Below are 23,036 nucleotides of genomic sequence, written 5' to 3'. Positions count from 1 at the left end.
TCCCGCTACTGTGATCAATGTCAAAAAATCGCCTGCCACAACGCCGCCACTTGCTCACACAGCGGCGGCCGGTCCTGCAGCGCAATCACCCCGCTTTGCCCCGCCAACACCAGGTGGTGATTGCTGTCGCGAATGTCGGTATAGGTGCGCACCAGCAAGTCGGCCTGCTCGGCGCTGAGCAAGCCTTTCTCCAGCGCCAGTTCCAGAATCCGGACATTGTCGGACCAGCGGGTCAATTCCGGCATCGCTTCGCCGTGGGCCAGCACCAGGTATTGAGTAATGAACTCGATGTCAGTAATGCCGCCGGGGCCTTGTTTCAAGTCGAACTGGTCGGCGCCGCCTTTGAGCAGGTGATCGCGCATCTTCTGACGCATCTCAGCCACCTGCTGGGTCAACACCGACCGATCGCGGTGCTGACACAACACCTGCTCACGAATGCCGTTAAACTGTTTCACCAACTCCGCGTCACCGTACACCATTCGCGCCCTCACCAGGGCCTGATGCTCCCAGGTCCAGGCTTCCTGGCGCTGATAGTCGGCGTAACTGTTGATGTGGCTCACCAGCAACCCGGAGGCACCGGAAGGCCGCAGGCGCATGTCCACCTCGTACAAAATGCCGGACAGGGTGCGAGTGGAGAACAGGTGCAACACCCGCTGAGCCAGCTTGAGGTAGAAATGACCATTGTCGATGGGCTTGTCGCCGTCGGTGCTGCCCGGTTGGGCGTTATGCAGAAATACCAGGTCCAGATCCGAGCCATACCCCAGCTCCAGCCCCCCCAACTTACCGTAGGCCACCACCGCAAAGCCCTTGTCCGGCCCAACCCCCGCCGGCGCTCCGTGGCGCACCAGCAGCTGTTGCCAGGCCTGATTGACCACCTGCTCGATGATGGCTTCGGCCAACCAGCTCAGGTGGTCACTGACTTTCATCACCGGCAACACTCCGGTGACATCGGCGGCGGCGATGTGCAGCTGACTGATCTGCTTAAACTGCCGCAATGCTTCCATCTGCTGCTCCATGTCCTCCTCAGGCACCCGCATCAGGAACTCCCGCAGCTGGGCCGCGTAGCCATCCTGGGGCAGCACCTGATACAGCTGCATGGGATCGATCAGTTCATCGAGCAGGATCGGATAGGCCGCCAGCTGTTCGGCGATCCAAGGGCTGGCAGCACACAGGCGCACCAACTGCTGCCGAGCGGCGGGGTTTTCCAGCAGCAACTCCAGGTAGGTGGTCCGGGTTAAAATGGTGGCCACCACCGCCACCGTGCGCTCAAACAACTGCACCTGGCCGACATTGCCCGCCAGCTCCAGCAGCAGCCTCGGCATCAACTTGTCCAGGGTATCGCGTCCCCGGGGGCCGATGGTGCGACGGGAGAACTCGCTGCGAATCCGCATCAACGGCGCCGCCAGCTCGGCCTCCAGCCCCTGTTCAGTCAAGATGGCGTCCACATCCGGCTCCGGGTGCTGCCACAATGCCGGCAGCTCACCCAGCTCCTCCTCGTCCTGCTCGCCACCACCGATGGTCTCCTTGAACACCATATGGATGCCATCCATATGGGTCTGAATCTGTTCCAGCAACTGCGGGTAATCGGCGTACCCCATGGTCAGCGCCAGCCGCAGCTGATCCTCCCGGTTGTCCGGCAGGGTCTGTGTCTGTTGATCCGCCAGCGCCTGCAACAGATTTTCCAGCCGCCTTAAGAAACGGTAACCGTCATGGAGGCGACGAAAATCCTGACCGGTAATGCAGTTACTGCGCTGCAGCTCCGCCAGCACCGGCAGCAGTTGCTGACGCCGAAGTGCTGGCTCCCGGCCGCCGCGGATCAGTTGGTGAGTCTGCACCACGAACTCCACCTCACGAATGCCGCCGCGGCCAAGTTTAATGTTATTGGTCAGGGCGCTGCGCCTGAGCTGAGACTCGATCAACGCCTTCATCCGCCGCAGGGCATCGATGGCGGAAAAGTCCAGATAACGACGATAGATAAAGGGTCGCAACAACTTCGCCAGCGCGTCTCCGGGTTCGCTGGCCCCCATCACCCTGGCCTTGACCATGGCGTAACGCTCCCACTCACGCCCCTGTTCCTGATAGTAGTCCTCGATGGCATCGAAGCTGACGGCCAGCGGTCCGGCCTCGCCAAAGGGACGCAGTCTCATGTCTACCCGGTAGCAGAAACCGTCACCGTCCACGTCGGCCAGCAAACCGATCAGCTTCTGGCCGAGACGAATAAAATACTGCTGATTGTCCAGTTGTCGGTCGCCGTCGGTGCTGCCGTTCTCCGGGTAGGTAAAGATCAGATCGATGTCAGAGGAAAAATTCAGCTCACCACCGCCCAGCTTACCCATCCCAAGAATCAACAGGCGTTGCCGTTCCCCCTCGGCGTCACAGGGGTAGCCGTAGCGCCCGGACATAAACTCCGCCAGCCAGTCGCGGCTGGCCACAATCAGCGCCTCGGCCAACTCTGACAGGTGGGCCAGCGACTCGTCCAGTCCGGCGTAGCCGAGAATGTCGCGACTGGCGATCAGCATCATCTGCCGCTGCCTGAACTGCCGCAGTGCCCGCTTGGCCTCGGCTTCTGACTGACACCGGGCCAGTGTTTGTGTCAACTCGGGCAGGTACTGAGGATGCCGCAGGTGCTGTGACAAGGACGCAAAGAACGGTGGCAACCACTGGCTGTCGCGGCTCATCTGGGTACCGATGAAATCAGAGATGGCGAACAACAGCAGCAATTGCTGCCGCTGCAATGGCGGCAGATTTGCCGCCGCCGCGGAATCCAATCGGCCAAAATGATGCCGAGCCTGCTGCTGCAGCGGCGAAGGGAGGTTGTCGAACTCAAACGGCAGGCTCATAATAACTTCCTGTGATGACGGATTTTTCTGCGATTACCTTAGCAGAAACCAGGGAGGAAGGCAGCGGGTGACAATGGCTCAATGGTGGCAACCAGACTGGGGATACCTGGGTTTGGATATCGGTGTCAGTCTGGCGCTGTTTACCCTATTACGCTTCAGCCAGGGCTGGTGGGAGGGGGTCAGCAGTCAGCAGGAACTGGCCGACCGTGACAACGTTGCCTTTGGCATCAGTACCTCTGGGTCGTTGCTGGCCATGGCCATGGTCATCAGTGGCATCCTGCCGCGGACGGCCGCGGCCGGTTATCTCGAGCAGGGACTGAGTCTGGCCAGCTTCGGCCTCGGTGGCCTGCTGCTGATCCGCATCAGCCTGTGGGTCAACGACCGTTTCGCCATCGATCGCGTCGAGAAGAAAACCCAGATACTGGCGGGCAACCTGGCCATGGCTCTGACCGATGCCAGCGCCGCCATCGCCGCTGCCCTGGTGGTGCGCGCCCTGCTTCAACAACTGACCCCCGCCCCCAACTTCATGGCGTTCATCAGCTACAGTCTCCTCTACCTCGCCAGCCTGGCGCTGCTGACCGCCATCAGTCACGGTATTCAGTGGCTGCACAACCGCCGAAGCTATGGCCCGTTTCAGCAAGCCATTGGTCAGGACCAACGTTCGGTGGCCCTGAACCACAGTGGCATCATCCTGGCCTCGGCCATGGTGATGGCCAATGCCATCCCTCTGACCGATGGCAACGTTCATCAGCCGCTGTCCCTGTTGTGGCAATGGCTAAGCATCAGCCTGGTAGGCCTGGTGATTCTGGTCCTGTGGCAGCGGTTGCTCAGTACCTGGGTGATGCTCAAGATCAATCCGGACAAAGAGATTGCCCTGCAGGACAATGGCGGTATCGCCGCCCTTGCCGCCGCCCAATGGATCGGCGTGGCCTGGTTACTCGATGCCATCATGAATTGAGAGAATTATGAATAAAGACTCACTAAGCCCCAGAGAACTGGGAATGATGCTGCTGTCGCTGCTGTCGGTGATCATCGTGCTGGTCATCGCCTTCAACGACGAAACCAAGGAATCGATTCGGCTGTTGATCCTCCTCGATTTCGCCATCTGTATGGTGTTCATCAGCAACTTTTTCTGGGGGTTGTTTAAATCGGTTCACAAGGGGCACTTCATTCGCGACCACTGGATCGATCTGGTTGCCTCGTTGCCGATGATCGAACAACTGCGTTACGCGCGGATTTTTCAAGTGCTGCGGGTCATCCGCCTGGTGCGCATGAGCCGATCGCTGTTGACGCCGTTTCTGCAGCACAAGCGGGAAACCACCGTCACCAGCCTGCTGGTGGGGCTGGTCACGGTACTGACCCTGTCGTCGGTGCTGATTCTGCTGTTTGAAGACGGCGTGGCGGGCGCCAACATCACCACCGCCGAAGACGCCATCTGGTGGTCGTTGGTGACCATCTCCACCGTGGGCTACGGCGATTTCTATCCGGTGACCATGGAGGGACGCGTCATCGGCGCGGTGGTGATCGTCTGTGGCGTCAGCTTCTTCGGCATCGTCGCCGGTTACCTGGCGTCGGTGTTTGTCTCCCCCGAAGAGGAAGAAAAGCTGCACCAGCAAAACCAGCAGCTGCAGCAGCGCTCCGATGAGCTTGAGCGACAGCTCAAGCATCTGCATCAACAAAATGAACAGATTCTGGCCCGGCTGGAAACCCTTACTCCGGCTCCTGCGCCAGTACCCGTGCCAACAACGCCAACTGAGCCTGACCATAGCCCGGATTCGCCAACAACGCCCTGAGCCGACGCTCGGGGTCCTCGGCGTCCATCAAAGATTGTCCCAGCGCCCCCAGGCGCATCGCCAGCGCCGGCTCAGTGGCCATCAGCGCCTGGGTCAGCGCATTGAACTGAGTGACCAAAGCCTGGCAGGCAGCGGCACCCTCGGCCAGCAAAGCCGATTCATTGGCCTGCCAGGCCGCCAGCCCCTGCGCCAGGCTGGGGGCCGCTTCCGTCTCCAGAGCCATCGGCGGCTGCAATCCCGCCAGCCGGTAGCCCCTGGCCGCTTTACTGGCCCGCCCCAGGCGCAGCGCAAATCGCTGTGCCAGCCCCTGGGCCAGGGTCAGCGCACTGGCCAGCGAGCCCTCGATCAGCTCCAGCTCCAACTCATCGATGGCGTCACTACGACCAGCCGCCAACACCTGCCCCTGATCCAGCGCCACCTCCAGCCGAGTACCGTCCGCCAACAACAGTTCGATGGCGTGACGCTCAAAATTGGTGGCAAACTGCTGCTGCAACTGACGCTGCAATTCGGCCACGTCCGCCCCCTGCCACACCCCGGCCGGAAACGCCCTCAAGTCCGGCCAGTCACCCTCGAGGTCAAGGTTATACTCCGGCCGACTGTGGACACCGGCGACCGAGGTACCGGCGGTTTTAATGGTTTGTTCACGGGCCTGGCCCTTTTGGCGTACCCTTAGACCAATGTCCATTCGACGCAGATCCAGGGCCGGCGTATCGAAATAGCGATTAATTAGATAGTGCCGTGATTCTCCCAGCACCTGGCCATGCTCCGACAGGGCATCGGCGAGCTGATGGTGGTTCACCCCGGTCAAAAGAAGCTTTAATTCAGTTTCCATAAGCAGTTAAAATTAGTGAAATCTTCAATTTACTGTCAGCAAGGTGTCACATTGTCATATAAGTGTCACACAACTGTCCTAGGATTCGCCCGGCCTTGAAAATCGATGCGTTTATAGCGCATGGTTCTAAAACGAACCCCCCAAGGTCGACTATTTGATGTTGCTTATATTGGTGCATAGGGTAACATGCGCGCGCCAATGCAATTGAGCTCAATACCCAGAAGGTTATTTGGCTATGCCAGTGAACTCGATCTTAGGTGTCTTTGCAAAGTCACCGATTAAACCGCTTCAAGAGCACATGCAGAAAGTGCATGAAGCGTCCAAAAAGCTGATTCCATTTATGGAAGCGGTAATCGACCAACAGTGGGATGACGCCCGCGCCCTGCAAGCGGAAGTAAGCCGCCTGGAACGCGAAGCCGACTCTCTGAAGCGGGAGATCCGTCTGACCCTGCCCGGGGGCCTGTTCATGCCGGTAGAACGTACCGACATGCTCGAGCTTCTGACTCAGCAGGATAAGATCGCCAATAAGGCCAAAGACATTGCCGGCCGCATTATTGGACGAGAGATGGTGATGCCTGCAGAACTACAGGAAGATTTAAAAGCCTATCTACAACGCTGCATTGACGCAGTATCTCAAGCCGCCAAGGCCATCAACGAACTGGACGATCTTCTGGAAACCGGCTTCCGTGGCCGTGAAGTGAACCTGGTCGAAGAGATGATTCAGCAACTGGACCGCATCGAAGACGACACCGATCACATGCAGATTATTCTGCGCCGTCGTTTGTTCAGCATTGAGGACACCCTTAATCCTGTGGATGTGATGTTCCTGTACAAAATTCTTGAGTGGGCCGGCGATTTGGCCGACCAGGCAGAGCGTGTAGGCTCACGTCTGGAGTTGATGCTCGCTCGCGCATGATGCGAAAACAATAGTTAAGGTTTTACCATGGTTGAAGTACTGGTAAATTACGGCCCCTGGTTGATTTTGGTGGCTGCAGTATTCGGTTTTCTGATGGCTTACGGTATTGGCGCCAACGACGTCGCCAATGCGATGGGAACCTCGGTGGGTTCCGGCGCACTGACCATTAAGCAGGCCATTATCATTGCAATGATTTTCGAGTTCGCGGGTGCCTATCTGGCTGGTGGCGAAGTGACCTCGACAATCCGTAAGGGGATCATCGATTCCGCCTACTTCGTCGATAGCCCAGAGCTATTGGTGTACGGCATGATCTCCGCTCTGTTGGCTGCCGGCATCTGGCTGGTTGCGGCCTCCTTCCTCGGTTGGCCGGTGTCCACCACCCACTCCATCATTGGCGCCATCATCGGTTTTGCCTCCGTGGGAGTCGGGGTTGACGCCGTCTCCTGGAGCAAGGTTGCCGGCATCGTCGGCTCCTGGATTGTGACCCCCGCCATCGCCGGCTTTATCGCCTATCTGATTTTCCAAAGTGCCCAAAAGCTGATTTTTGATACCGAAGATCCGCTCAAGAACGCCAAGCGCTGGGTGCCTTTCTACATGGGTCTGGCTGGCCTGGTGATCTCTCTGGTGACCATCAAGAAAGGTCTGAAGCACGTCGGTCTGCATTTCGACAATGCCGAAGCCTGGGCGCTGGCCCTGCTGGTTTCGGTGATTGTTGCCGTCATCGGTAAGTTCTTCATCGGCCGTCTCAAGCTCGACCCCAGTGCCAACAAAGACACCCACTTCGCCAACGTGGAGAAGGTGTTCGCGGTACTGATGATCGTCACCGCCTGTGGCATGGCCTTTGCGCACGGCTCCAACGACGTTGCCAACGCCATTGGTCCGCTGGCCGCCGTGGTCTCCATCGTCCACGCCGAAGGTGCCATTACCGCCAAAGCCGGTCTGGCCTGGTGGATTCTGCCTCTGGGTGGCGTCGGTATTGTTATCGGTCTGGCGACCCTGGGCAGCCGGGTAATCACCACCATCGGCAAGAACATCACCCACCTGACCCCAAGCCGTGGCTTCGCCGCCGAACTGGCCGCCGCGTCGACCGTAGTGATCGCCTCCGGTACCGGCCTGCCAATCTCCACCACTCAGACTCTGGTCGGTGCGGTATTGGGTGTGGGCATGGCTCGTGGCATCGCCGCCCTGAACCTGGGCGTGGTACGCAACATCGTGGTGTCCTGGGTCATCACCCTGCCTGCCGGTGCGGGTCTGTCGATCGTAATCTTCTACCTGATTCGCGCCATTATGGGTTAATATCAGGGTAAGATAATACCCGCTGTCTTAACGGGCAGCGGGTTTTTTTGGTTTTGAAAAGGCACAAAAACATGCGCAAGACATTAGCAGGTTCTGCTTTTCTGCTCAGTCTTCTGTTTGCAGTAGGCGCGCCGGTAAAGGCACAAGAGTTCAGTATCTCCGAAGACATCTACGTCTACCTGGTCGCCGGGCCCGGCACTCAGTTCCGCATCCTGGGTTCGGTTTCCGCCGGCACACCGGTCACCCCCACCGGAGAGACTCAGGGTGACTACGTCCAGATCACCGATGACAAAGGCCGCACCGGCTGGATCAAGCAGGACCAACTGGCCCAGAGTGAGAGTTTTCGCCTGGCGGTTCCTCGCCTCAATCAGCAGGTCGACAACCTGCAGCAGCAACTTCAGCAACAGCAGCAGCAAAACAGCCAGTTGCTGAGTCAGGTTGAGCAATTGAACAGCCAACTCGAGGACGGCCAGCGCGCGGCCATGAACGTCGAGGCCGATCTGAAAACCAACCTCGACGCGCTCTCCATCGAGAATGAGCAGCTCAAGCGAGAAAACAAGAGCATGAAAAACAACGAACGTTGGCAGTGGCTGCAGCAAGGGGGCATGGTGGCCGGCGGCGGCCTGCTGGTGGGGTTGATTCTGGCCTACCTGCCACGACCTCAACGTCGACGCAAATCCCAGGGTGGCTGGGTCTAAGACGGTCGGCCAACATTGAGTGATTAATGACTCAATAGGCTGATTCTAAAGCGATTACTCCTCATGCTACCGCGACAATTCAGGCGCCCCACAGGGGCGCCTTTTGTTTGTCCGCCGACCACTGAATAATCCTTAGCCAAGAGCTGTTCCAGGTCACAATTTAGCGATATACTGTGCGCGCCATTGGCGCGGATTGTATACAAAAATAACCCAGATCACAGCAATTCGTGCCCCCCCATGGAATTAGAGGGACACGCGATGTTTAAAGCAAGCCAAGTACTGGCTAATGGAACCCCTGCGGATCTCAGCAGCCTGAGAGAGGCCATTAGCCTCAATCACTCTGCCGATGAGCAGGGCTATCTGAAAGAGCTACTGCAGTTGGTTCCGCAGGACCAGCAAACCCTGACCCGCATCACCACTCGGGCCGAGGCCTTGGTAACTGAGGTCCGCAGCGTCGAGAAGAAGGGACTGACCGTCGGCATCGATGCCTTCCTGCAGGAGTACAGCCTCGACACTCAGGAAGGCATCATCCTGATGTGCCTGGCGGAGGCGCTGCTGCGCATTCCCGACGCCGCCACCGCCGATGCCCTGATTGAAGACAAACTGTCCGGTGCCAACTGGGCCAAACACCTGAAAGGCTCAGAGTCGGTACTGGTTAACGCCTCCACCTGGGGGCTGATGCTCACCGGCAAGGTGGTCACTCTGGACAAGACGCTGGACGGCAACCCCAACAACCTGCTGGCGCGACTGGTAAACCGGGTCGGCGAGCCGATCATTCGCAAAGCGATGTACGCGGCCATGAAGATCATGGGCAAGCAGTTTGTGCTGGGACGCAACATCGACGAGGCACTGAAAAACAGTGATGCCAACCGTGGCATCGGTTACACCCACTCCTACGACATGCTCGGCGAGGGCGCCCTGACCCAAAGCGATGCTGATCGCCATTTCCGCGAGTACAGCCAAGCGATCAATACTCTGGGCAATCATCGCTATAACAACAGTGACGCTCCCCTACCCAGCATCTCGGTCAAGCTGTCCGCCATCCACCCCAAATACGATGCCGCCAACGCGTCACGGGTGCTGGATGAGTTGTACCAGACCATGATCAAGCTGATCACTCAGGGACGACAACTGAATGTCGGCATCACCCTGGATGCGGAAGAGGCGGATCGGCTGGAACTGTACCTGTCCCTGTTTGAAAAGCTGTATCGCAGCGACGCCAACCGCGGTTGGGGCAACTTCGGCGTGGTGGTCCAGGCCTACGCCAAGACCGCCCTGCCGGTCCTGTGCTGGTTCAACGCTCTGGCGAAAGAGCAGGGGGATCGCATCCCGATTCGACTGGTAAAAGGCGCCTACTGGGATACCGAAATCAAGCACTGCCAGCAACTGGGAGTGAAAAACTACCCGGTCTACACCCGCAAAGCCGCCACCGATGCCTCCTACCTGGCCTGCGCCCGCTTCCTGTTGTCAGAACTGACCCAGGGCAACATCTACCCGCAGTTTGCCAGCCACAACGCCCACACCGTGGCGGCCATTCTGGATATGGCTGGCGAGCGGGAATTTGAGTTCCAGCGTCTGCACGGCATGGGCCAGGAGTTGTATGATCCTGTGATCCGCCAGCATCACCCACGGGTACGCATCTATGCCCCGGTGGGCGCCCATGAAGACCTGTTGCCCTATCTGGTTCGCCGGTTGCTGGAAAACGGCGCCAACACGTCGTTTGTGCACAAACTGGTGGATCCCAACACCCCAGTCAGCAGCCTGATCGCTCACCCCGTCAGCACCCTAACCGCCTGCGCCACCCTGCATAATAATAAGATTGTTCTGCCAGCGGCCATCTTTGGCAATGAGCGTCAGAACTCGAAAGGAATCAACATGAACATTGCCGCAGAATCCCGCCCCTTCTTCGCCAAACTGGACAGTTTTAAAGACAGCCAGTGGCAGGCCGCCCCGCTGGTGGACGGCGTCGCCCTGCTCTGCGGCGAAGAGCAATCGGTCACCAGCCCGCAGAACCACACTCACAAGGTAGGCCAGGTGCACTTTGCCGATGCCGACACCATCGAGAAAGCGGTTCAGGTCGCCAATGCCAGTTTCCCAGTCTGGAGCCGCACCGACGTGGATTTGCGGGCCAGTGCCATCGAAACTCTGGCCGATCTGCTGGAAAGCCACCGGGAGGAGCTGATCGCCCTGTGCACCCGCGAAGCGGGCAAGACCCTGCAGGACGGCGTCGACGAAGTGCGGGAAGCGGTGGACTTCTGTCGCTACTACGCGGTACAGGCCCGAAAGATGCAAGGTGAGCCGACCACCCTGCCCGGTCCTACCGGCGAACTGAACGAACTCTTCGTTCAGGGACGAGGCACCTTCCTGTGCATCAGCCCATGGAACTTCCCGTTGGCGATCTTCCTGGGGCAGGTGGTCGCGGCCCTGGTTACCGGCAACACGGTGATCGCCAAACCGGCGGAACAAACCAGCCTGATCGCCTACCGGGCGGTGCAGTTGGCTCACCAAGCGGGTATCCCCACCGGTGCGCTGCAACTGCTTCCTGGTACCGGCGCCCTGGTTGGTGGCACCCTCACCGGTGACGACCGCATCGCCGGCGTCTGCTTTACCGGCTCGACCCAGACCGCCAAGGTGATCAACCGCTCACTGGCGGGCCGTGAAGGGGCCATCGTCCCTCTGGTGGCGGAAACCGGAGGCCAGAACGCCATGGTGGTCGACTCCACCTCCTTGCCGGAGCAGGTGGTGCTGGATGTGGTGCAATCGGCCTTTGCCAGTGCCGGCCAGCGTTGCTCGGCCCTGCGGGTGCTCTACGTGCAGGACGACATCGCCGACAAAATGATTGAACTGCTCAAGGGCGCCATGGCCGAGCTGCATGTGGGCAACCCGGCCCTGTTCAAGACCGACCTCGGCCCGGTCATCGATGCCACCGCCCAGGCCAACCTCAACGGCCACATCGATCGCATCGGCAAAGAGGGCACACTGATCTTCCAGACGCCCCTGTCGGCGGAGTGCGACCACGGCCATTTCGTTCAGCCGACCGCGGTCGAGATTCGCCACATCGGTCAGCTGGAGCAGGAGCACTTTGGTCCGATTTTGCATGTGATTCGTTACCCGGCCAATCAACTGCAGCAAGTGGTGGATGAGATCAACAGCACCGGCTTTGGCCTCACCCTGGGGATCCACAGCCGCAACGAGTCTCACGCTCAGTCCATCGCCGATCAGGTTAACGTCGGCAACGCTTACATCAACCGCAACCAGATTGGTGCCGTGGTCGGAGTACAACCGTTCGGAGGCCTGGGCTTGTCCGGAACTGGCCCTAAGGCGGGTGGTCCTCACTACCTGACCCGGTTTGTCACCGAGAAGACTCGCAGCAACAACATCACCGCCATTGGCGGCAATGCCACCCTGCTGTCTCTCGGCGATGGCTAACCCGTCCGCAATTCAATAAAAAGCCCGCGCTTCGGCGCGGGCTTTTTTGTCCGAGGCTCGATCAGGGACCGGCGTCCAATTCCAGAATCACCTTGGCACCACTACGATCCAGCTCCACCCGGCTCTCGCGAATGAACACCCGGTTCGCCGCCAATCCCAGATCGTCACTCAGTACTCGCTTAACGGCATCGGCGCGGGCCGCCGCCAGCGCTGCCAACTCGTCGTCGGCCACCTGGGTCTGAGCCAACAACTGCCGGTACAGTTCAGCCCGCCAGTCGGCATCGGCGTCGGGGTAACTGACTTTCAGGGCTTCGGCGGCGCCGACCTCCCGGGTTGCATCGAAGGCCGCCACCAGGGCTGGCTCCAGCGCCGGATCCGGCGCCAGTTCATCGACCTCGGCGCTGGCCCCAAGGCGAGGATCCAGTCTGGCCTTGGCCAGGGCGTGGCCATCCACCGCTGGCATCACCGCCCCCTGCACCGACAGAGTCAGCTTAGGCCGCTGCGCTAACGCCGACACCAGCTGTTTCAACTGCCCCTTTTGCGCCGGCGCCACCTGATCGCTGCCGGCCACAAACACCACCTCATTGGCCGGCTCTTCGCCACCGAGGAGGCTGCCAAGCAGGGAAAAGGGTGAAGTAACAATCTTGGTAATGGCATTAAACAGCGCCTTGCCAATCAATGGACCGATGGCAAAATCCGGCTCGTCGACGTTACCACTGACCTCCAGCCCCAGATCGATAACGCCATTGGCGTCCTGCATCAAGGCAATGGCCAAGGCAACCGGCAGGCTGGTGGCCTTGTCTGAGTCACTGCGCTTACCCAGTTTCAATTTGTCGACCACCACCTGGTTACTGCCTCGAAGCATTTGATCCTCGAGGGCATAGTGCAGCGCCAGATCCAGTTGTCCCTGATCGATGTAGTAACCGGCATAAGTGCCGGAGTAGGCGTTGAGGGAGGTGAGATCGAGGTTATCAAACGTCAGCGCCAGGTCGATAAAACTCTCTACCGCCAGCGGCTGCAACTCGCCGGTAAGGCTCATCGGAGCATAACGATCCACCTGTCCTCGAATATCAACCACCGCGCGGGAGGCGGGGTCCGAATTCAGCCCTTCGACGCTGCCAGCGAGGGTTTCGATGCCGGTGGCGAATTTCGGGGTCAGGCTGTTATCCGCGAAGAAGGCGCCACCGTCGTTCAACTCGATCCGCTTAATCGCAATCGCTATCGGTGCCGCCTCAGTCTCCTGAGACTGAGGCGCTTCAGCCGCGGGCTTGGCACTGGCGGGCGCCGCTTCAGCAGGCGCGGTCAATGCCTGAATATTGGTGCTGCCATCCTCCTCGATGATCACCCGGGCATAGGGCTGATCCACGGTCACCGTATCGATGGACAACGCCATTGGCACAGTGGTGAATGACAGATCCGCCACTTTCAGCGACTGCCACTTCACAAAATCGCGCCCCTGTTCCGGGTCCTGAGTGACCAGGTCTGCCACCGTTAACGCGCCATCGTAGCTCAGTGCCAGTGGCGACAGCCCCTGAATCACCAATCCCCCCTGGGTAGACAAGGCCCCCTGGGTCAAAGACAGCGGCACCTGGGACTGCCAATAGGGCAAGGTATCGGTCAGGGCGAACGTGGACAGACTCAGTTGACTGGTTAGTGAAAATGGCTGCGGGGTCACCTGTCCATCAAAGGTCAGTGGGCTACGTTCGTTAATGCGACTGGCCAAAGCCACGTCGATGCTCTGGCTCAGATCCGAACTGATGGGGCCCGCACTGGCCTGGTCCAGGTCCAGGCGCCAACTCACCGGCTCAGCCTGGGTGGCATCGGTGAAGGCCAGCCCCAGGTCGCGCAGCTGCAGCTGCGTTAACCTGACCTGCCAGGGGGGCGCAGGCTGCTGTTGCACCGGCTCCGCCGCCGGCGACTCACCACTGTCGGCCAGCAATTCGGCCCAATCCAGCCCCTGAGGGTTCAATTGCATTCTGGCCTGGCCACCCGATAAGGTCACACTGTCCAAGCCAAGGCGTTGCTCCAGCAGCGACATCTCAACGCCCGTCACGGCCAGGGACTCCAGCTTAAGCAAGGGCTGCTGCGCTCGGGTCAGAAGCAATTGACTCAGTGTCAATTGGCTCTGGGACAGTGCCAACTCCAACTCCTGCTGCTGTTGAGCCAGGCGTAATGAAAATTGCGCGTCCAACAGCCCCTGCTGCAGATCAAAATTGAACAACCTGGCCACGAAGGGCCAGTAACGGGTCAGATCCGCCTTATCGAGCCGACCATCCACGGTCAACGCCAGTGGGTTCAATCCCGCCACCACCGACAGCGCCAGGGTGCCGCCGCCTTTTCCGGTCAGCGCCAATTGCAGCCGGTTGTCCTGGGCCGCCAGCGCCAGGTCTGTGGCTTGCAACTGCAGTTGAGTCAGTTCGGTACTGGCACCATCCTGCTGCTGATAACGAACCCGGCCTTGGGACAGTTGAATCCGGTCGATGGTGACCCCGGGCGGCTTAGCCGCTGGCGCAGGCGTCGGAGTATCGTCTTCCGGTGCGTTAAGCACCGGCGCCAGAACCTGCATCAGGTTAGAGTCACCTTCAGCCCGCTCGATGTAATTCACATAGGGGGCCGTCAGGGACACCTCACGCAGACAGGCTTGCCAGCTAAACAGGGAACGCCAGGGATCCAGATCCACCGAGAAATGCTCAAAGCCCGCCAACGACTGGCCATCGGCATCCATCAGCGCCAACCGGTGCAACTGCAGTTGCCAGGTGAAGGGGTGAAACTGAGCCTGGCCCAGTGTCAACTGGCCATTGAGCTGTTCGCCTGCCAGTTGCGGTAGCTGGCGCTCAATCACTCTTGGTAATACCCAGCCGCTCAGCAGCAGATACAGACCCAGCAGCGCCACCACCACAGTGATGCGCTTTGTCCAGGGTCGCGCCCACACAGTTTTAATATCCACACGGCTCCCTAGTCGAAAACGACAACCTTAACTGCCAGTTTTGCGGCGAGTCTTAATCATAGACCGCCGCGGCTCTTTCCCTGGCTGACAGTGCTTATTCAGTCACGGCACGCCGTTTAATGACGCCGCCGAGATCATAGAGTTATGGCGATCATTATACCCGCAGCCACTGGATAAGTTGCTGTCGCAATGACATTTCTCAGCTGCTTTTTTTGTCGCGGTAAGAACCACAAAAAAAGGAGCCCGCAGGCTCCTTGGTGTTCACGGCCGCAATCAGAGTTGACCCAGGGCGGGCACGCTGAATGCCTGGCCGGCTTTCTCGAGAATCACCTCATTGGGACGAATCTCTTTCAGGGTGACACCGGGCGCCACTGCATCTCCCTCCTGAAGCTCTCGACCGTTGGCCCGCAGCCAGCGGTTGTCAGCGTCGGAGGAGTACACATGGGCGGTGATGTTGATGTCCGGCAAGCCCTTCTGGAAGGCCCAGGGTAAGGTGCCCAGCTTGGGCGCCTCGGTCGGTTGTTGGCTAGCCACTTCGGCAGGCTTTGGCGCCATCAGCGCTTCGGCGCTCAGTGACGTCGCCTCAGGCTCGCTCACTGGCGTCGGCTCCACGGCTGGTTCCTCGGCCGGCTCCGCCAAATCCAAATCCGCCACCGCCTGTTCAAAGGCCGCCAACAGCTTGGCATTGGCCGGTTCACTGACCTCGGCCGGCGTCGAAGCCACGACCTCAGGCTCGGTAACAATGGCAGCGTCGCTGCGAACCTCCTTGCCGGTCGGGGCTGCCGGCTGGCTTACCTCGGTCGTCATACGCTGCTGCTCGGGTTGGTACAGATACTGCACCGGCTCTGGCTCTGGTTCTGGTTCTGGCGCGACTTCGAAGGCCACCGGAATCGGCATCGCCACCTGCTTGACCCGCACCACCTCAGCCGCCACCTGGGCTGGCGCCTCAATTTCGGGCACCGGCTGCAGGGCCAGTACGGCGTACATCGCCACCGCCCCCGTCAGGGCCCCCGCCAGCGGCCAGGCAAAATGCCAGGGCAGGGCCGACTTCGGTGCCAGAGGCACCGCCACGGTGGCATCGAGTTGGCCTTGCTGCTGCTTTTCCCGACCCACTGCATCCAATAAATACGACATTAGCCCTGGCCTCCATCACTCAGGCGCGGGCCATGGGAATTCCCCAGCACGCTGATCAACTCCAGAGTCTGCCTGCCGGCCACTCCATCCACATCCAGACCATACCGCCGCTGAAAGCGCTCCACCGCCTGACGAATGCCCTCGTCGTAATGGTCAACAATTCTGGCCTGGCGCTGTTGTAACCGGCTCAGGCTGTTCTCCAGCCACTGCACCTGGCCTTCAGGGCTGCCCTGGCTGATGAGCCGCGGCAACGACTCGGAAGCCTGCCACAGCAGGGTGTAATGGCCATCGAAATGACGAATAAACCACTCCTGGGATACCGCCACCCATTGGTCACCAAACTGCAACGTCAGTTGCTGTGACTCTCGGCTGAGTAAAGCCCCGTAATAAGGCGAGCCATCGTCATCCCGCAAGCCCACCACCGCCGGATAATCCATCTTCAGCAACTGCTGCCAGCTGCTGACTCCTGCCAGGCAGGCCAGGCCCTGAGTCTGGGCAAAGTCGCAGGGGGCGTTGGCCGGCACTGGCTTATGCCAATGATGAAACAACGCCTGATAGGCCTGCAGATCCTGTTGGAAGCGCGCCAAATCCGGCGCCGGCTCCGCCGCCTCCACCGCCTGGGACACCGTCACCGGTTCCGGTTTCGGTGTCAGGGCATAGACCACGGCGGCACTGGCCAGCGCCGACACGGCGGTGGCTGCCAGCCAGGGCCAACGCCCCCGAGCCTTGGCTTTGATCCCCAGCACCTCTGCCGCGGCCGCCTCCACTTCGCGCCGTCCGAGGTGAATTTTCTGGTGGGCAAAGCCCCCCATCAACGCCCGCTCACACAACAGGTTGATCACCCGCGGCACCCCGCCGCTGTACTGGTGCAGGGCACGAATGGCCCCGGGCTTAAACAGTGGCTGAGGCCGTCCCGCCACCTGCAACCGATGCTGCACGTAAAAGGCCACCTCTTCCCGGGTCAACGGCAACAGATGGTAGCGAGCGGTAATTCGCTGGGCCAACTGACGCAGTTCCCGTCGCTGCAACAACTCCTGCAACTCCGGCTGACCAATCAAAATCACCTGCAACAGTTTGCGAGTGTCGGTCTCCAGGTTGGTCAGCAGTCGCAATTGCTCCAGCACCTCGGGTTTCAGGTGCTGAGCCTCATCGATGATCATCACCGTGTTGCGGCCAGCCTGGTGGTTGGCCAACAGGAAGGCGCTGATCTTATCCGTCAGCTGCTTCAGGGTCGGGTCTGGATCGTAGCCAATCTTCAGTTCGTCACACAGAGTTGCCAGCAACTCCAGCTCGGTCAGGGCCGGGTTCAGAATGAAGGCGGTGTCGGTATTGTCCGGCAACTGAGCCAGCAGGCTGCGTGACACCGTGGTTTTGCCGGTTCCGACCTCGCCGGTTAACAGCACAAACCCCCCGTGCTCGCCGAGGCCATAGGTCAGATGGGCCAGGGCTTCTCGGTGGCGGCCGCTGAGAAACAGAAACGCGGGGTTGGGGGCGATGGAAAACGGGCTTTCCGTTAGCCCGTAAAATCCCTTATACATAGCAGGTGTGCGCTCTCGAACGAATTTGCCCCAAGGTACGACCTGGCTTCTGGCTTGTCAAAGCCGAGAAGTCATATAATGACCGAGCTAATACTATTGGGAGCAACAAGTGCAGATTTACTTAGTAGGCGGAGCCGTCCGGGATCAGTTGTTGGGCCTGGAGATCAAAGACCGGGATCACGTGGTGGTGGGCGCCACCCCTGAGCAGATGCTGGCACAGGGATACCAGCAGGTGGGTAAGAGCTTTCCGGTGTTCCTGCATCCCGACAGCCACCAGGAGTACGCCCTGGCCCGCACCGAGCGCAAAGCCGGCCATGGCTACACCGGCTTCGACGTCTGTGCCGACCCGAGCGTCACCCTGGAAGCGGACCTGTTGCGCCGGGACCTGACCATTAACGCCATCGCCCAGGCCCAGGATGGCAGCCTCACCGATCCCTATGGCGGCCAGCAGGATCTGGAGAAGCGCCTGCTGCGCCACGTCTCCGGGGCCTTCGTCGAAGATCCGCTGCGGGTGTTGCGAGTAGCCCGGTTTGCCGCCCGCTTCCATAGCCTGGGTTTTACCGTGGCCGACGAGACTCTGGCGCTGATGCGTCAGCTGGCCGAGTCCGGCGAGTTAGCCCACCTGACGCCGGAACGGGTCTGGAGTGAGACCGAGCGCGCCCTCTGCGGCCCGACCCCCAGAGTCTATTTCGAGGTACTGCACGCCTGCGGCGCCTTGACGGTACTGATGCCAGAACTGGCGGCCCTGGCCGGCGTGCCCCAGCCGCCGGCCCACCACCCGGAGGTTGACAGCCTGGAGCATACGCTGCTGACCCTGAACCGGGCGGCGGCGCTGTCGCCGTCTGTGACTATTCGGTTTGCCGCCCTGGTCCACGATCTGGGCAAGGCGCTGACCCCCAGGGAGCAATGGCCCCAGCACATTCGCCACGAGCAACTGGGACGAGAGCCCTTGTTGGCACTGTGCCAACGCCTCAAGGTACCCAACGCCTGCGCCGAACTGGCGGAGATCGCCTGCGTACAGCACCTCAAAGTCCATCGGGCCAAAGAGTTGAAGCCGCAAACCCTGCTGAAGCTGTTTGACCGGGTCGATGCCTGGCGCAAACCGGAGCGGTTTGCCGACCTGCTGTTGGTTTGCCAGGCCGATGCCCAGGGACGACAAGGCTTTGAGCAACGGCCCTACCCTCAGGCGGATTACCTGAGCCAGGCGCTGGCGGTAGCCAACCGGGTTCAGGTGCGCCCCATTGTCGAAGCTGGCTTCAAAGGCCCGGCCATCAAGGCCGAACTGGCTCGACAACGCATCGAAGCGCTGAGCCGCTATAAAGCCGACGCACAATGAGCCCCGGGTCGATGGCGGCCTTGTGCGCCATTGACCTGCTATGCTCCCCGACTTTGCTGATCCTGTTGCCGGCACCGCCACCGACGCTCCCCGGGCCATATACTGAGATCAGCCTCCTTTATCAGGATCCTTGTTATGCCCCACTCTCTGCTGCAGCAGCACTTCGGTTTCACTCAGTTTCGTCCTGGTCAGGAAGCGGTCATCGGCCACCTGCTCGGCGGGCACAGCAGCGCCGCCATTTTTCCTACCGGCTCCGGCAAGTCGCTGTGCTATCAACTGCCGGCGCTGGCCTTGCCCCACCTGACCCTGGTGATCTCGCCGCTGCTGGCGCTGATGCAGGACCAGCTGGCCTTCCTGCAATCCAAGGGCATCGCTGCCGCCAGCATCGACTCCAGCCAGAGTTACGACCAGGCTCAGCGGGTGATGCAGCAGGTGCGCCAGGGCGAGATCAAGATCCTGATGATCTCGGTGGAACGCCTCAAGAACGAGCGTTTTCGCCGCTTCATCAGCCAGGTTCCGTTGTCCCTGCTGGTGGTGGATGAAGCCCACTGCATCTCGGAATGGGGACACAACTTTCGCCCGGACTACCTGAAACTGCCGGATTACCGTCGCTGGCTGAAGATCCCACAGGTGCTGCTGCTCACCGCCACCGCCACCCCCAGAGTGATTGAGGACATGGCAGCCCGGTTTGAGATTCCGCCGCAACAGATCGTGACCACCGGTTTCTACCGCCCCAACCTGGATCTGAATGTGGTGGCACTGACCCCGGCCGAGCGCCAGCCCTATCTGCTGGAATACCTGCTCCCCAGGCAGGGGCAGCCGACCATCGTCTATGTCACCCAACAAAGCAGCGCCGATGATCTGGCCCGCTACCTGTCCGATCATGGCGTCGCTGCCCAGGCTTACCACGCCGGCATGGACCATCCGCGGCGTCAAACCCTGCAACAGAGCTTCATGGCCGGGACCTGCAACACCATTGTTGCCACCATCGCCTTTGGCATGGGGGTGGACAAAGCCGACATTCGCCAGGTGGTGCATTTCGATCTGCCCAAATCCATCGAGAACTACTCGCAGGAGATCGGCCGCGCCGGCCGCGACGGCGAGCGCTCCGAATGCCTGCTGATGGCCAACACCGCCAACCGTTCGGTGCTGGAGAATTTTGTCTACGGCGACACCCCGGAGCTGGCCGGCATTCAGGAGGTGGTCAATCAAATGGCCGCCGCCGGGCCGCAGTGGGAACTGCTGGCCACCGCCCTGTCCAACGACAGCAACGTCCGCTCCCTGCCGCTGAGAACCCTACTGGTGTACCTGGAGATGGCAGGGGTCGTGCAGCCCCAGTACAGCTACTTTGCCGAGGTCAAATTTAAGCTGCTGGCCGATGAAGCCACGTTGTTGACCCGCTTCGACGGTGAACGGCGCCAGTTCTTGCAGGCGCTGCTGACTCACTCCAACAAGGCCCGCACCTGGTACCAGCCCGACTTCGACGCCCTTCATCAAAGCTATGGCTCCGATCGCAACCGCGCCATGGTGGCGCTGGAGTACCTGGCGGACCAGCAGTTGCTGGAGCTGCAAAGCAAGCAGATGACCGAAGTCTATCGAGTGACTCAGCCGCTGCCGCCGTTACCCCCTCTGGTGCAGCAGTTGCATCAACAGTTTCTCGACAAGCAGCAGAGTGAGATCGACCGCATCGCCCAGATGCTGGCGTTGCTGCAGGAGCCCAACTGCCTGAGTCGCGCTTTGGCACAGTACTTCGGTGACCCAGACGCGCCGCAACGCTGCGGTCACTGCTCGGCCTGTCGCGGTCAGGGGGTCTCCCTGCCCGCCACCCCACAGGCCGACGATGCATCGATGCCGCAATACCAACAGTGGCTTTCGCCACTGGCCGAGGCGGTGGAACGACGTTACCAGACGCCGCTGACCCCAGAGTTGGCCAGTCGCTTTCTGGCGGGAATCCCCACCCCCTGGCTTGGAAAACTGCGGGCCCGCTCCCTGGCCGGATTTGGTGCCCAGACTCAGGTGCCCTTTGCCCGGCTGCTGGAACTGTGCCGCCAGGCACTGGCATGAACCGCGGTCATCGCTCTCACCCAGCAAACATAAAAAGTAAAAAAATTCCTCAAAACCAGTAGATAATTCCCCATTAAAACAGGCAACTGCGACCGATTGTCGCAGTTTGCCCCGGCGCGATTGCCGCCCTGAGACTAAGACAAAATAATGGCATTCATTCCAACATTACTTGTCTTAACACTCAGGAAGAGAAATGAAATTTGCATTGTTACCCAGTGCCATTGCAGTCGCCGGTCTGCTGTCCTGGCCCGCCGCGGCCGAGCCCACTGATAGTCAGGATGACGGTCAGTGTGACCATCAACGCTGCGACGAACGGATGGTGATCACCGCCGAACCCATGCAGACCCCGCTGACCATCGTCACCGATCCCAAGCAGCCCAGGCAGCCGCTGCCGGCGTTTGACGGCTCCGGTTTTCTTCGCACCATTCCCGGCTTTACCGTAACCCGCAAGGGCGGCTCCGGCGGCGACATCAGCCTGCGTGGCCTGGGAGGATCTCGCATCAATGTGGTCAACGACGGTCAGCAGGTCGGCGGCACCTGTGGCGGCCGCATGGATCCGCCCACCAACTACATCTCACCGGAAACCTATGAGCAGGTTACAGTCATCAAGGGCCCGCAGACGGTCAAATACGGTCCGGTGGGCAGCGCCGGAACCGTGTTGTTTGAGCGCACTCACTATGGCCTGGCCGAAGCGGGTACCGAAGGCCGCGCCAGCCTCACCGCAGGCAGTTTTGATCGCAAAGATTACCTGATGGAGCTGAGCGCCGGCACCACCGAGCACTACTGGAGCCTGGACATCAACGGCTCCCAGAGCGACGACTTCAAAGACGGCGACGGCACCACCATGCAGTCGGAGTACGACCGCCAGAGCGTACATACCGCCGTGGGCTGGACGCCAGACGAAGATACCGTGGTGGAGCTGGGTTACGGGTACTCTCAAGGCAGCGCCGAGTACGCCGACCGCGCCAACAAAGCCCGCCAGATCGACAATGAAAATCTGACCCTGTTGGCCCGGACGGGCCTCGACTGGGGCTGGATTCAGGGGGTGGAATGGCAGGCCTACGCCAATGAAAATGACCACATCATGGATCAGTTCGATCGGCCGGTAACCGATCCGGACAACCTGCCCATGGGCATGAACCCCAAACGCACCAACTACGGCGGCCACCTGTGGCTGGAGCTGATGCCCAATGTCAACTGGGGGGCCACCGTCGGCCTGGATCTGCTCGACAGCACCCAGGAGATGCGCGGCGGCAAGAGTCTGGATGAACTGGAAAGCGCCAGCTTCGAAGAGGTGTTTAACAAACAAAACCTGGGGCTGTTTATCGAATCCGATGCCGCGGTGGGTCAAGGCACCCTGTTTACTGGGCTACGATACGATCGCTGGCGTACGCGTCTCAGCGGCAGCTGGGCCGGCGCCGGCAAAGACAACGATCGTGACGACGACCTGTTCAGTGGCTTTGTCCGTTACGAAATCGAGCGCGGTAACCACCAATGGTACGTCGGCGCCGGCCACGCCGAGCGTTTGCCGGATTACTGGGAAGTGATGAAAGCCGGTAAACGCCTGACCCTGGACCCGGAAACCACCGACCAACTCGACATCGGCTGGATCCATCAGGGGCCGCTGGAGCTGTCGCTGTCGCTGTTCTATGCCGACATTCAGGACTACATCCTCATCGACACTCAGACCATGCCTAACGCCCGCAACATCGACGCCACCCTGTGGGGCGGCGAAGCCGGCCTGACCTACCGGTTTGCCGAGCGCTGGAGCTGGGTCACTACCCTGGCCTACAGCCATGGCGACAACGACAGCGACGATACCCCCTTGGGCCAGGTGTCACCGCTGGAGGGTAAGCTGGCGCTGAACTACGACGGCGATGCCTGGAACTTCGGTGCCCTGTGGCGGCTGGTGGCGGCCCAGGATCGGGTCACCGTGGGCCAGGGCAACATCGTTGGCCAGGATCTGGGGGAGACCGCCGGCTTTGGCGTGCTGTCGCTGAACGGCGCCTGGAAACCCACCGCCGCGGTCGCAGTCAGCCTGGGTATCGACAACCTGTTCGATAAAACCTATGCCGAGCACGTCAGTAAATCCGGCGCCGGTAACGACCTGTTGCCCCCCGAGGAGCGCACCGTGCAGGTGAACGAACCCGGCCGCAACCTGTGGGTCAAGCTGGACTACCAGTTCTGATTCCGAGGCCGGCGCCGTTACGGCG

At 60.4% G+C, this 23,036-nt stretch carries 14 protein-coding genes; 9 read left to right on the top strand and 5 right to left on the bottom strand.

The window, feature by feature from the left end; genetic code table 11:
- Nucleotides 1-20: 20 nt before the first annotated feature.
- The gene (gene glnE, locus H598_RS0119170; RefSeq protein WP_028114441.1) at nt 21-2,840 is read right to left on the bottom strand and encodes a bifunctional [glutamate--ammonia ligase]-adenylyl-L-tyrosine phosphorylase/[glutamate--ammonia-ligase] adenylyltransferase; all 2,820 of its coding nucleotides are present in this window, start codon (nt 2,838-2,840) and stop codon (nt 21-23) included.
- 73 nt (nt 2,841-2,913) lie between these two features.
- Here glnE and H598_RS0119165 point away from each other — a divergent pair, with 73 nt between their 5' ends.
- Together H598_RS0119165 and H598_RS25040 are read left to right on the top strand one after the other, a co-directional pair.
- On the top strand, nt 2,914-3,798 hold the full coding sequence (locus H598_RS0119165) for a DUF350 domain-containing protein (RefSeq protein ID WP_028114440.1): 885 nt from the start codon (nt 2,914-2,916) through the stop codon (nt 3,796-3,798).
- Nucleotides 3,799-3,805: 7 nt separating this feature from the next.
- Nucleotides 3,806-4,633: a potassium channel family protein gene (locus tag H598_RS25040; RefSeq protein ID WP_084144541.1), complete on the top strand. Its 828-nt coding sequence runs from the start codon at nt 3,806-3,808 to the stop codon at nt 4,631-4,633.
- Here H598_RS25040 and H598_RS25035 read toward each other — a convergent pair.
- On the bottom strand, nt 4,551-5,465 hold the full coding sequence (locus tag H598_RS25035) for a CYTH domain-containing protein (protein ID WP_051252885.1): 915 nt from the start codon (nt 5,463-5,465) through the stop codon (nt 4,551-4,553). The genes H598_RS25040 and H598_RS25035 overlap by 83 nt on opposite strands.
- 235 nt (nt 5,466-5,700) lie before the next feature.
- Here H598_RS25035 and H598_RS0119150 point away from each other — a divergent pair, with 235 nt between their 5' ends.
- The 4 genes from H598_RS0119150 to putA all read left to right on the top strand — a co-directional run bounded on the left by H598_RS0119150 (nt 5,701) and on the right by putA (nt 11,804).
- Nucleotides 5,701-6,381, top strand: a complete 681-nt coding sequence (locus H598_RS0119150; protein WP_028114439.1) for a TIGR00153 family protein — start codon at nt 5,701-5,703, stop codon at nt 6,379-6,381.
- Nucleotides 6,382-6,408: 27 nt separating this feature from the next.
- Complete coding sequence (locus H598_RS0119145) at nt 6,409-7,677, top strand: inorganic phosphate transporter (RefSeq protein ID WP_028114438.1); 1,269 nt, start codon at nt 6,409-6,411, stop codon at nt 7,675-7,677.
- A gap of 71 nt (nt 7,678-7,748) precedes the next feature.
- On the top strand, nt 7,749-8,375 hold the full coding sequence (locus H598_RS25030) for a TIGR04211 family SH3 domain-containing protein (protein ID WP_051252884.1): 627 nt from the start codon (nt 7,749-7,751) through the stop codon (nt 8,373-8,375).
- A gap of 258 nt (nt 8,376-8,633) precedes the next feature.
- Nucleotides 8,634-11,804, top strand: a complete 3,171-nt coding sequence (gene putA, locus H598_RS0119135) for a bifunctional proline dehydrogenase/L-glutamate gamma-semialdehyde dehydrogenase PutA (protein ID WP_028114437.1) — start codon at nt 8,634-8,636, stop codon at nt 11,802-11,804.
- Between the two features lie 61 nt (nt 11,805-11,865).
- Here putA and H598_RS0119130 read toward each other — a convergent pair whose 3' ends face one another.
- From H598_RS0119130 to H598_RS0119120, 3 genes are all read right to left on the bottom strand, one after another.
- The gene (locus tag H598_RS0119130) at nt 11,866-14,751 is read right to left on the bottom strand and encodes a DUF748 domain-containing protein (RefSeq protein ID WP_156897111.1); all 2,886 of its coding nucleotides are present in this window, start codon (nt 14,749-14,751) and stop codon (nt 11,866-11,868) included.
- A gap of 273 nt (nt 14,752-15,024) precedes the next feature.
- Nucleotides 15,025-15,885, bottom strand: coding sequence for a general secretion pathway protein GspB (locus H598_RS0119125; protein ID WP_028114435.1), 861 nt, complete (start codon nt 15,883-15,885; stop codon nt 15,025-15,027).
- Nucleotides 15,885-17,423, bottom strand: a complete 1,539-nt coding sequence (locus H598_RS0119120; RefSeq protein WP_028114434.1) for an ExeA family protein — start codon at nt 17,421-17,423, stop codon at nt 15,885-15,887. Before H598_RS0119120 ends, H598_RS0119125 begins: the two co-directional genes overlap by 1 nt.
- Nucleotides 17,424-17,532: 109 nt before the next feature.
- On the opposite strand from H598_RS0119120, the gene H598_RS0119115 reads away from it, so the two are divergent.
- The 3 genes from H598_RS0119115 (at nt 17,533) to H598_RS0119105 (ending at nt 23,011) form a co-directional block, all read left to right on the top strand.
- Entirely contained in the window at nt 17,533-18,759 is a 1,227-nt protein-coding gene (locus H598_RS0119115) for a multifunctional CCA addition/repair protein (protein ID WP_028114433.1), read from the top strand.
- Nucleotides 18,760-18,894: 135 nt separating this feature from the next.
- Complete coding sequence (locus H598_RS0119110; protein ID WP_028114432.1) at nt 18,895-20,823, top strand: RecQ family ATP-dependent DNA helicase; 1,929 nt, start codon at nt 18,895-18,897, stop codon at nt 20,821-20,823.
- 193 nt (nt 20,824-21,016) lie between these two features.
- Nucleotides 21,017-23,011 (top strand): TonB-dependent copper receptor, encoded by a 1,995-nt coding sequence (locus tag H598_RS0119105; RefSeq protein ID WP_028114431.1) that lies wholly within the window; start codon nt 21,017-21,019, stop codon nt 23,009-23,011.
- Nucleotides 23,012-23,036: the final 25 nt, after the last annotated feature.

The sequence above is a fragment of the Ferrimonas kyonanensis DSM 18153 genome (assembly GCF_000425405.1).
Classification (GTDB): Bacteria; Pseudomonadota; Gammaproteobacteria; order Enterobacterales; family Shewanellaceae; genus Ferrimonas; species Ferrimonas kyonanensis.
This window is presented reverse-complemented; position numbering and strand designations above follow the sequence as displayed.

Coding starts and splice junctions, on each gene's coding strand:
- H598_RS0119120 (WP_028114434.1), bottom strand. CDS start 17,423: ATGTATAAGGGATTTTACGGGCTAACGGAAAGCCCGTTTTCCATCGCC.
- glnE (WP_028114441.1), bottom strand. CDS start 2,840: ATGAGCCTGCCGTTTGAGTTCGACAACCTCCCTTCGCCGCTGCAGCAG.
- H598_RS0119105 (WP_028114431.1), top strand. CDS start 21,017: ATGAAATTTGCATTGTTACCCAGTGCCATTGCAGTCGCCGGTCTGCTG.
- H598_RS25035 (WP_051252885.1), bottom strand. CDS start 5,465: ATGGAAACTGAATTAAAGCTTCTTTTGACCGGGGTGAACCACCATCAG.
- H598_RS0119110 (WP_028114432.1), top strand. CDS start 18,895: ATGCCCCACTCTCTGCTGCAGCAGCACTTCGGTTTCACTCAGTTTCGT.
- H598_RS0119150 (WP_028114439.1), top strand. CDS start 5,701: ATGCCAGTGAACTCGATCTTAGGTGTCTTTGCAAAGTCACCGATTAAA.
- putA (WP_028114437.1), top strand. CDS start 8,634: ATGTTTAAAGCAAGCCAAGTACTGGCTAATGGAACCCCTGCGGATCTC.
- H598_RS25040 (WP_084144541.1), top strand. CDS start 3,806: ATGAATAAAGACTCACTAAGCCCCAGAGAACTGGGAATGATGCTGCTG.
- H598_RS0119145 (WP_028114438.1), top strand. CDS start 6,409: ATGGTTGAAGTACTGGTAAATTACGGCCCCTGGTTGATTTTGGTGGCT.
- H598_RS0119165 (WP_028114440.1), top strand. CDS start 2,914: ATGGCTCAATGGTGGCAACCAGACTGGGGATACCTGGGTTTGGATATC.
- H598_RS25030 (WP_051252884.1), top strand. CDS start 7,749: ATGCGCAAGACATTAGCAGGTTCTGCTTTTCTGCTCAGTCTTCTGTTT.
- H598_RS0119125 (WP_028114435.1), bottom strand. CDS start 15,885: ATGTCGTATTTATTGGATGCAGTGGGTCGGGAAAAGCAGCAGCAAGGC.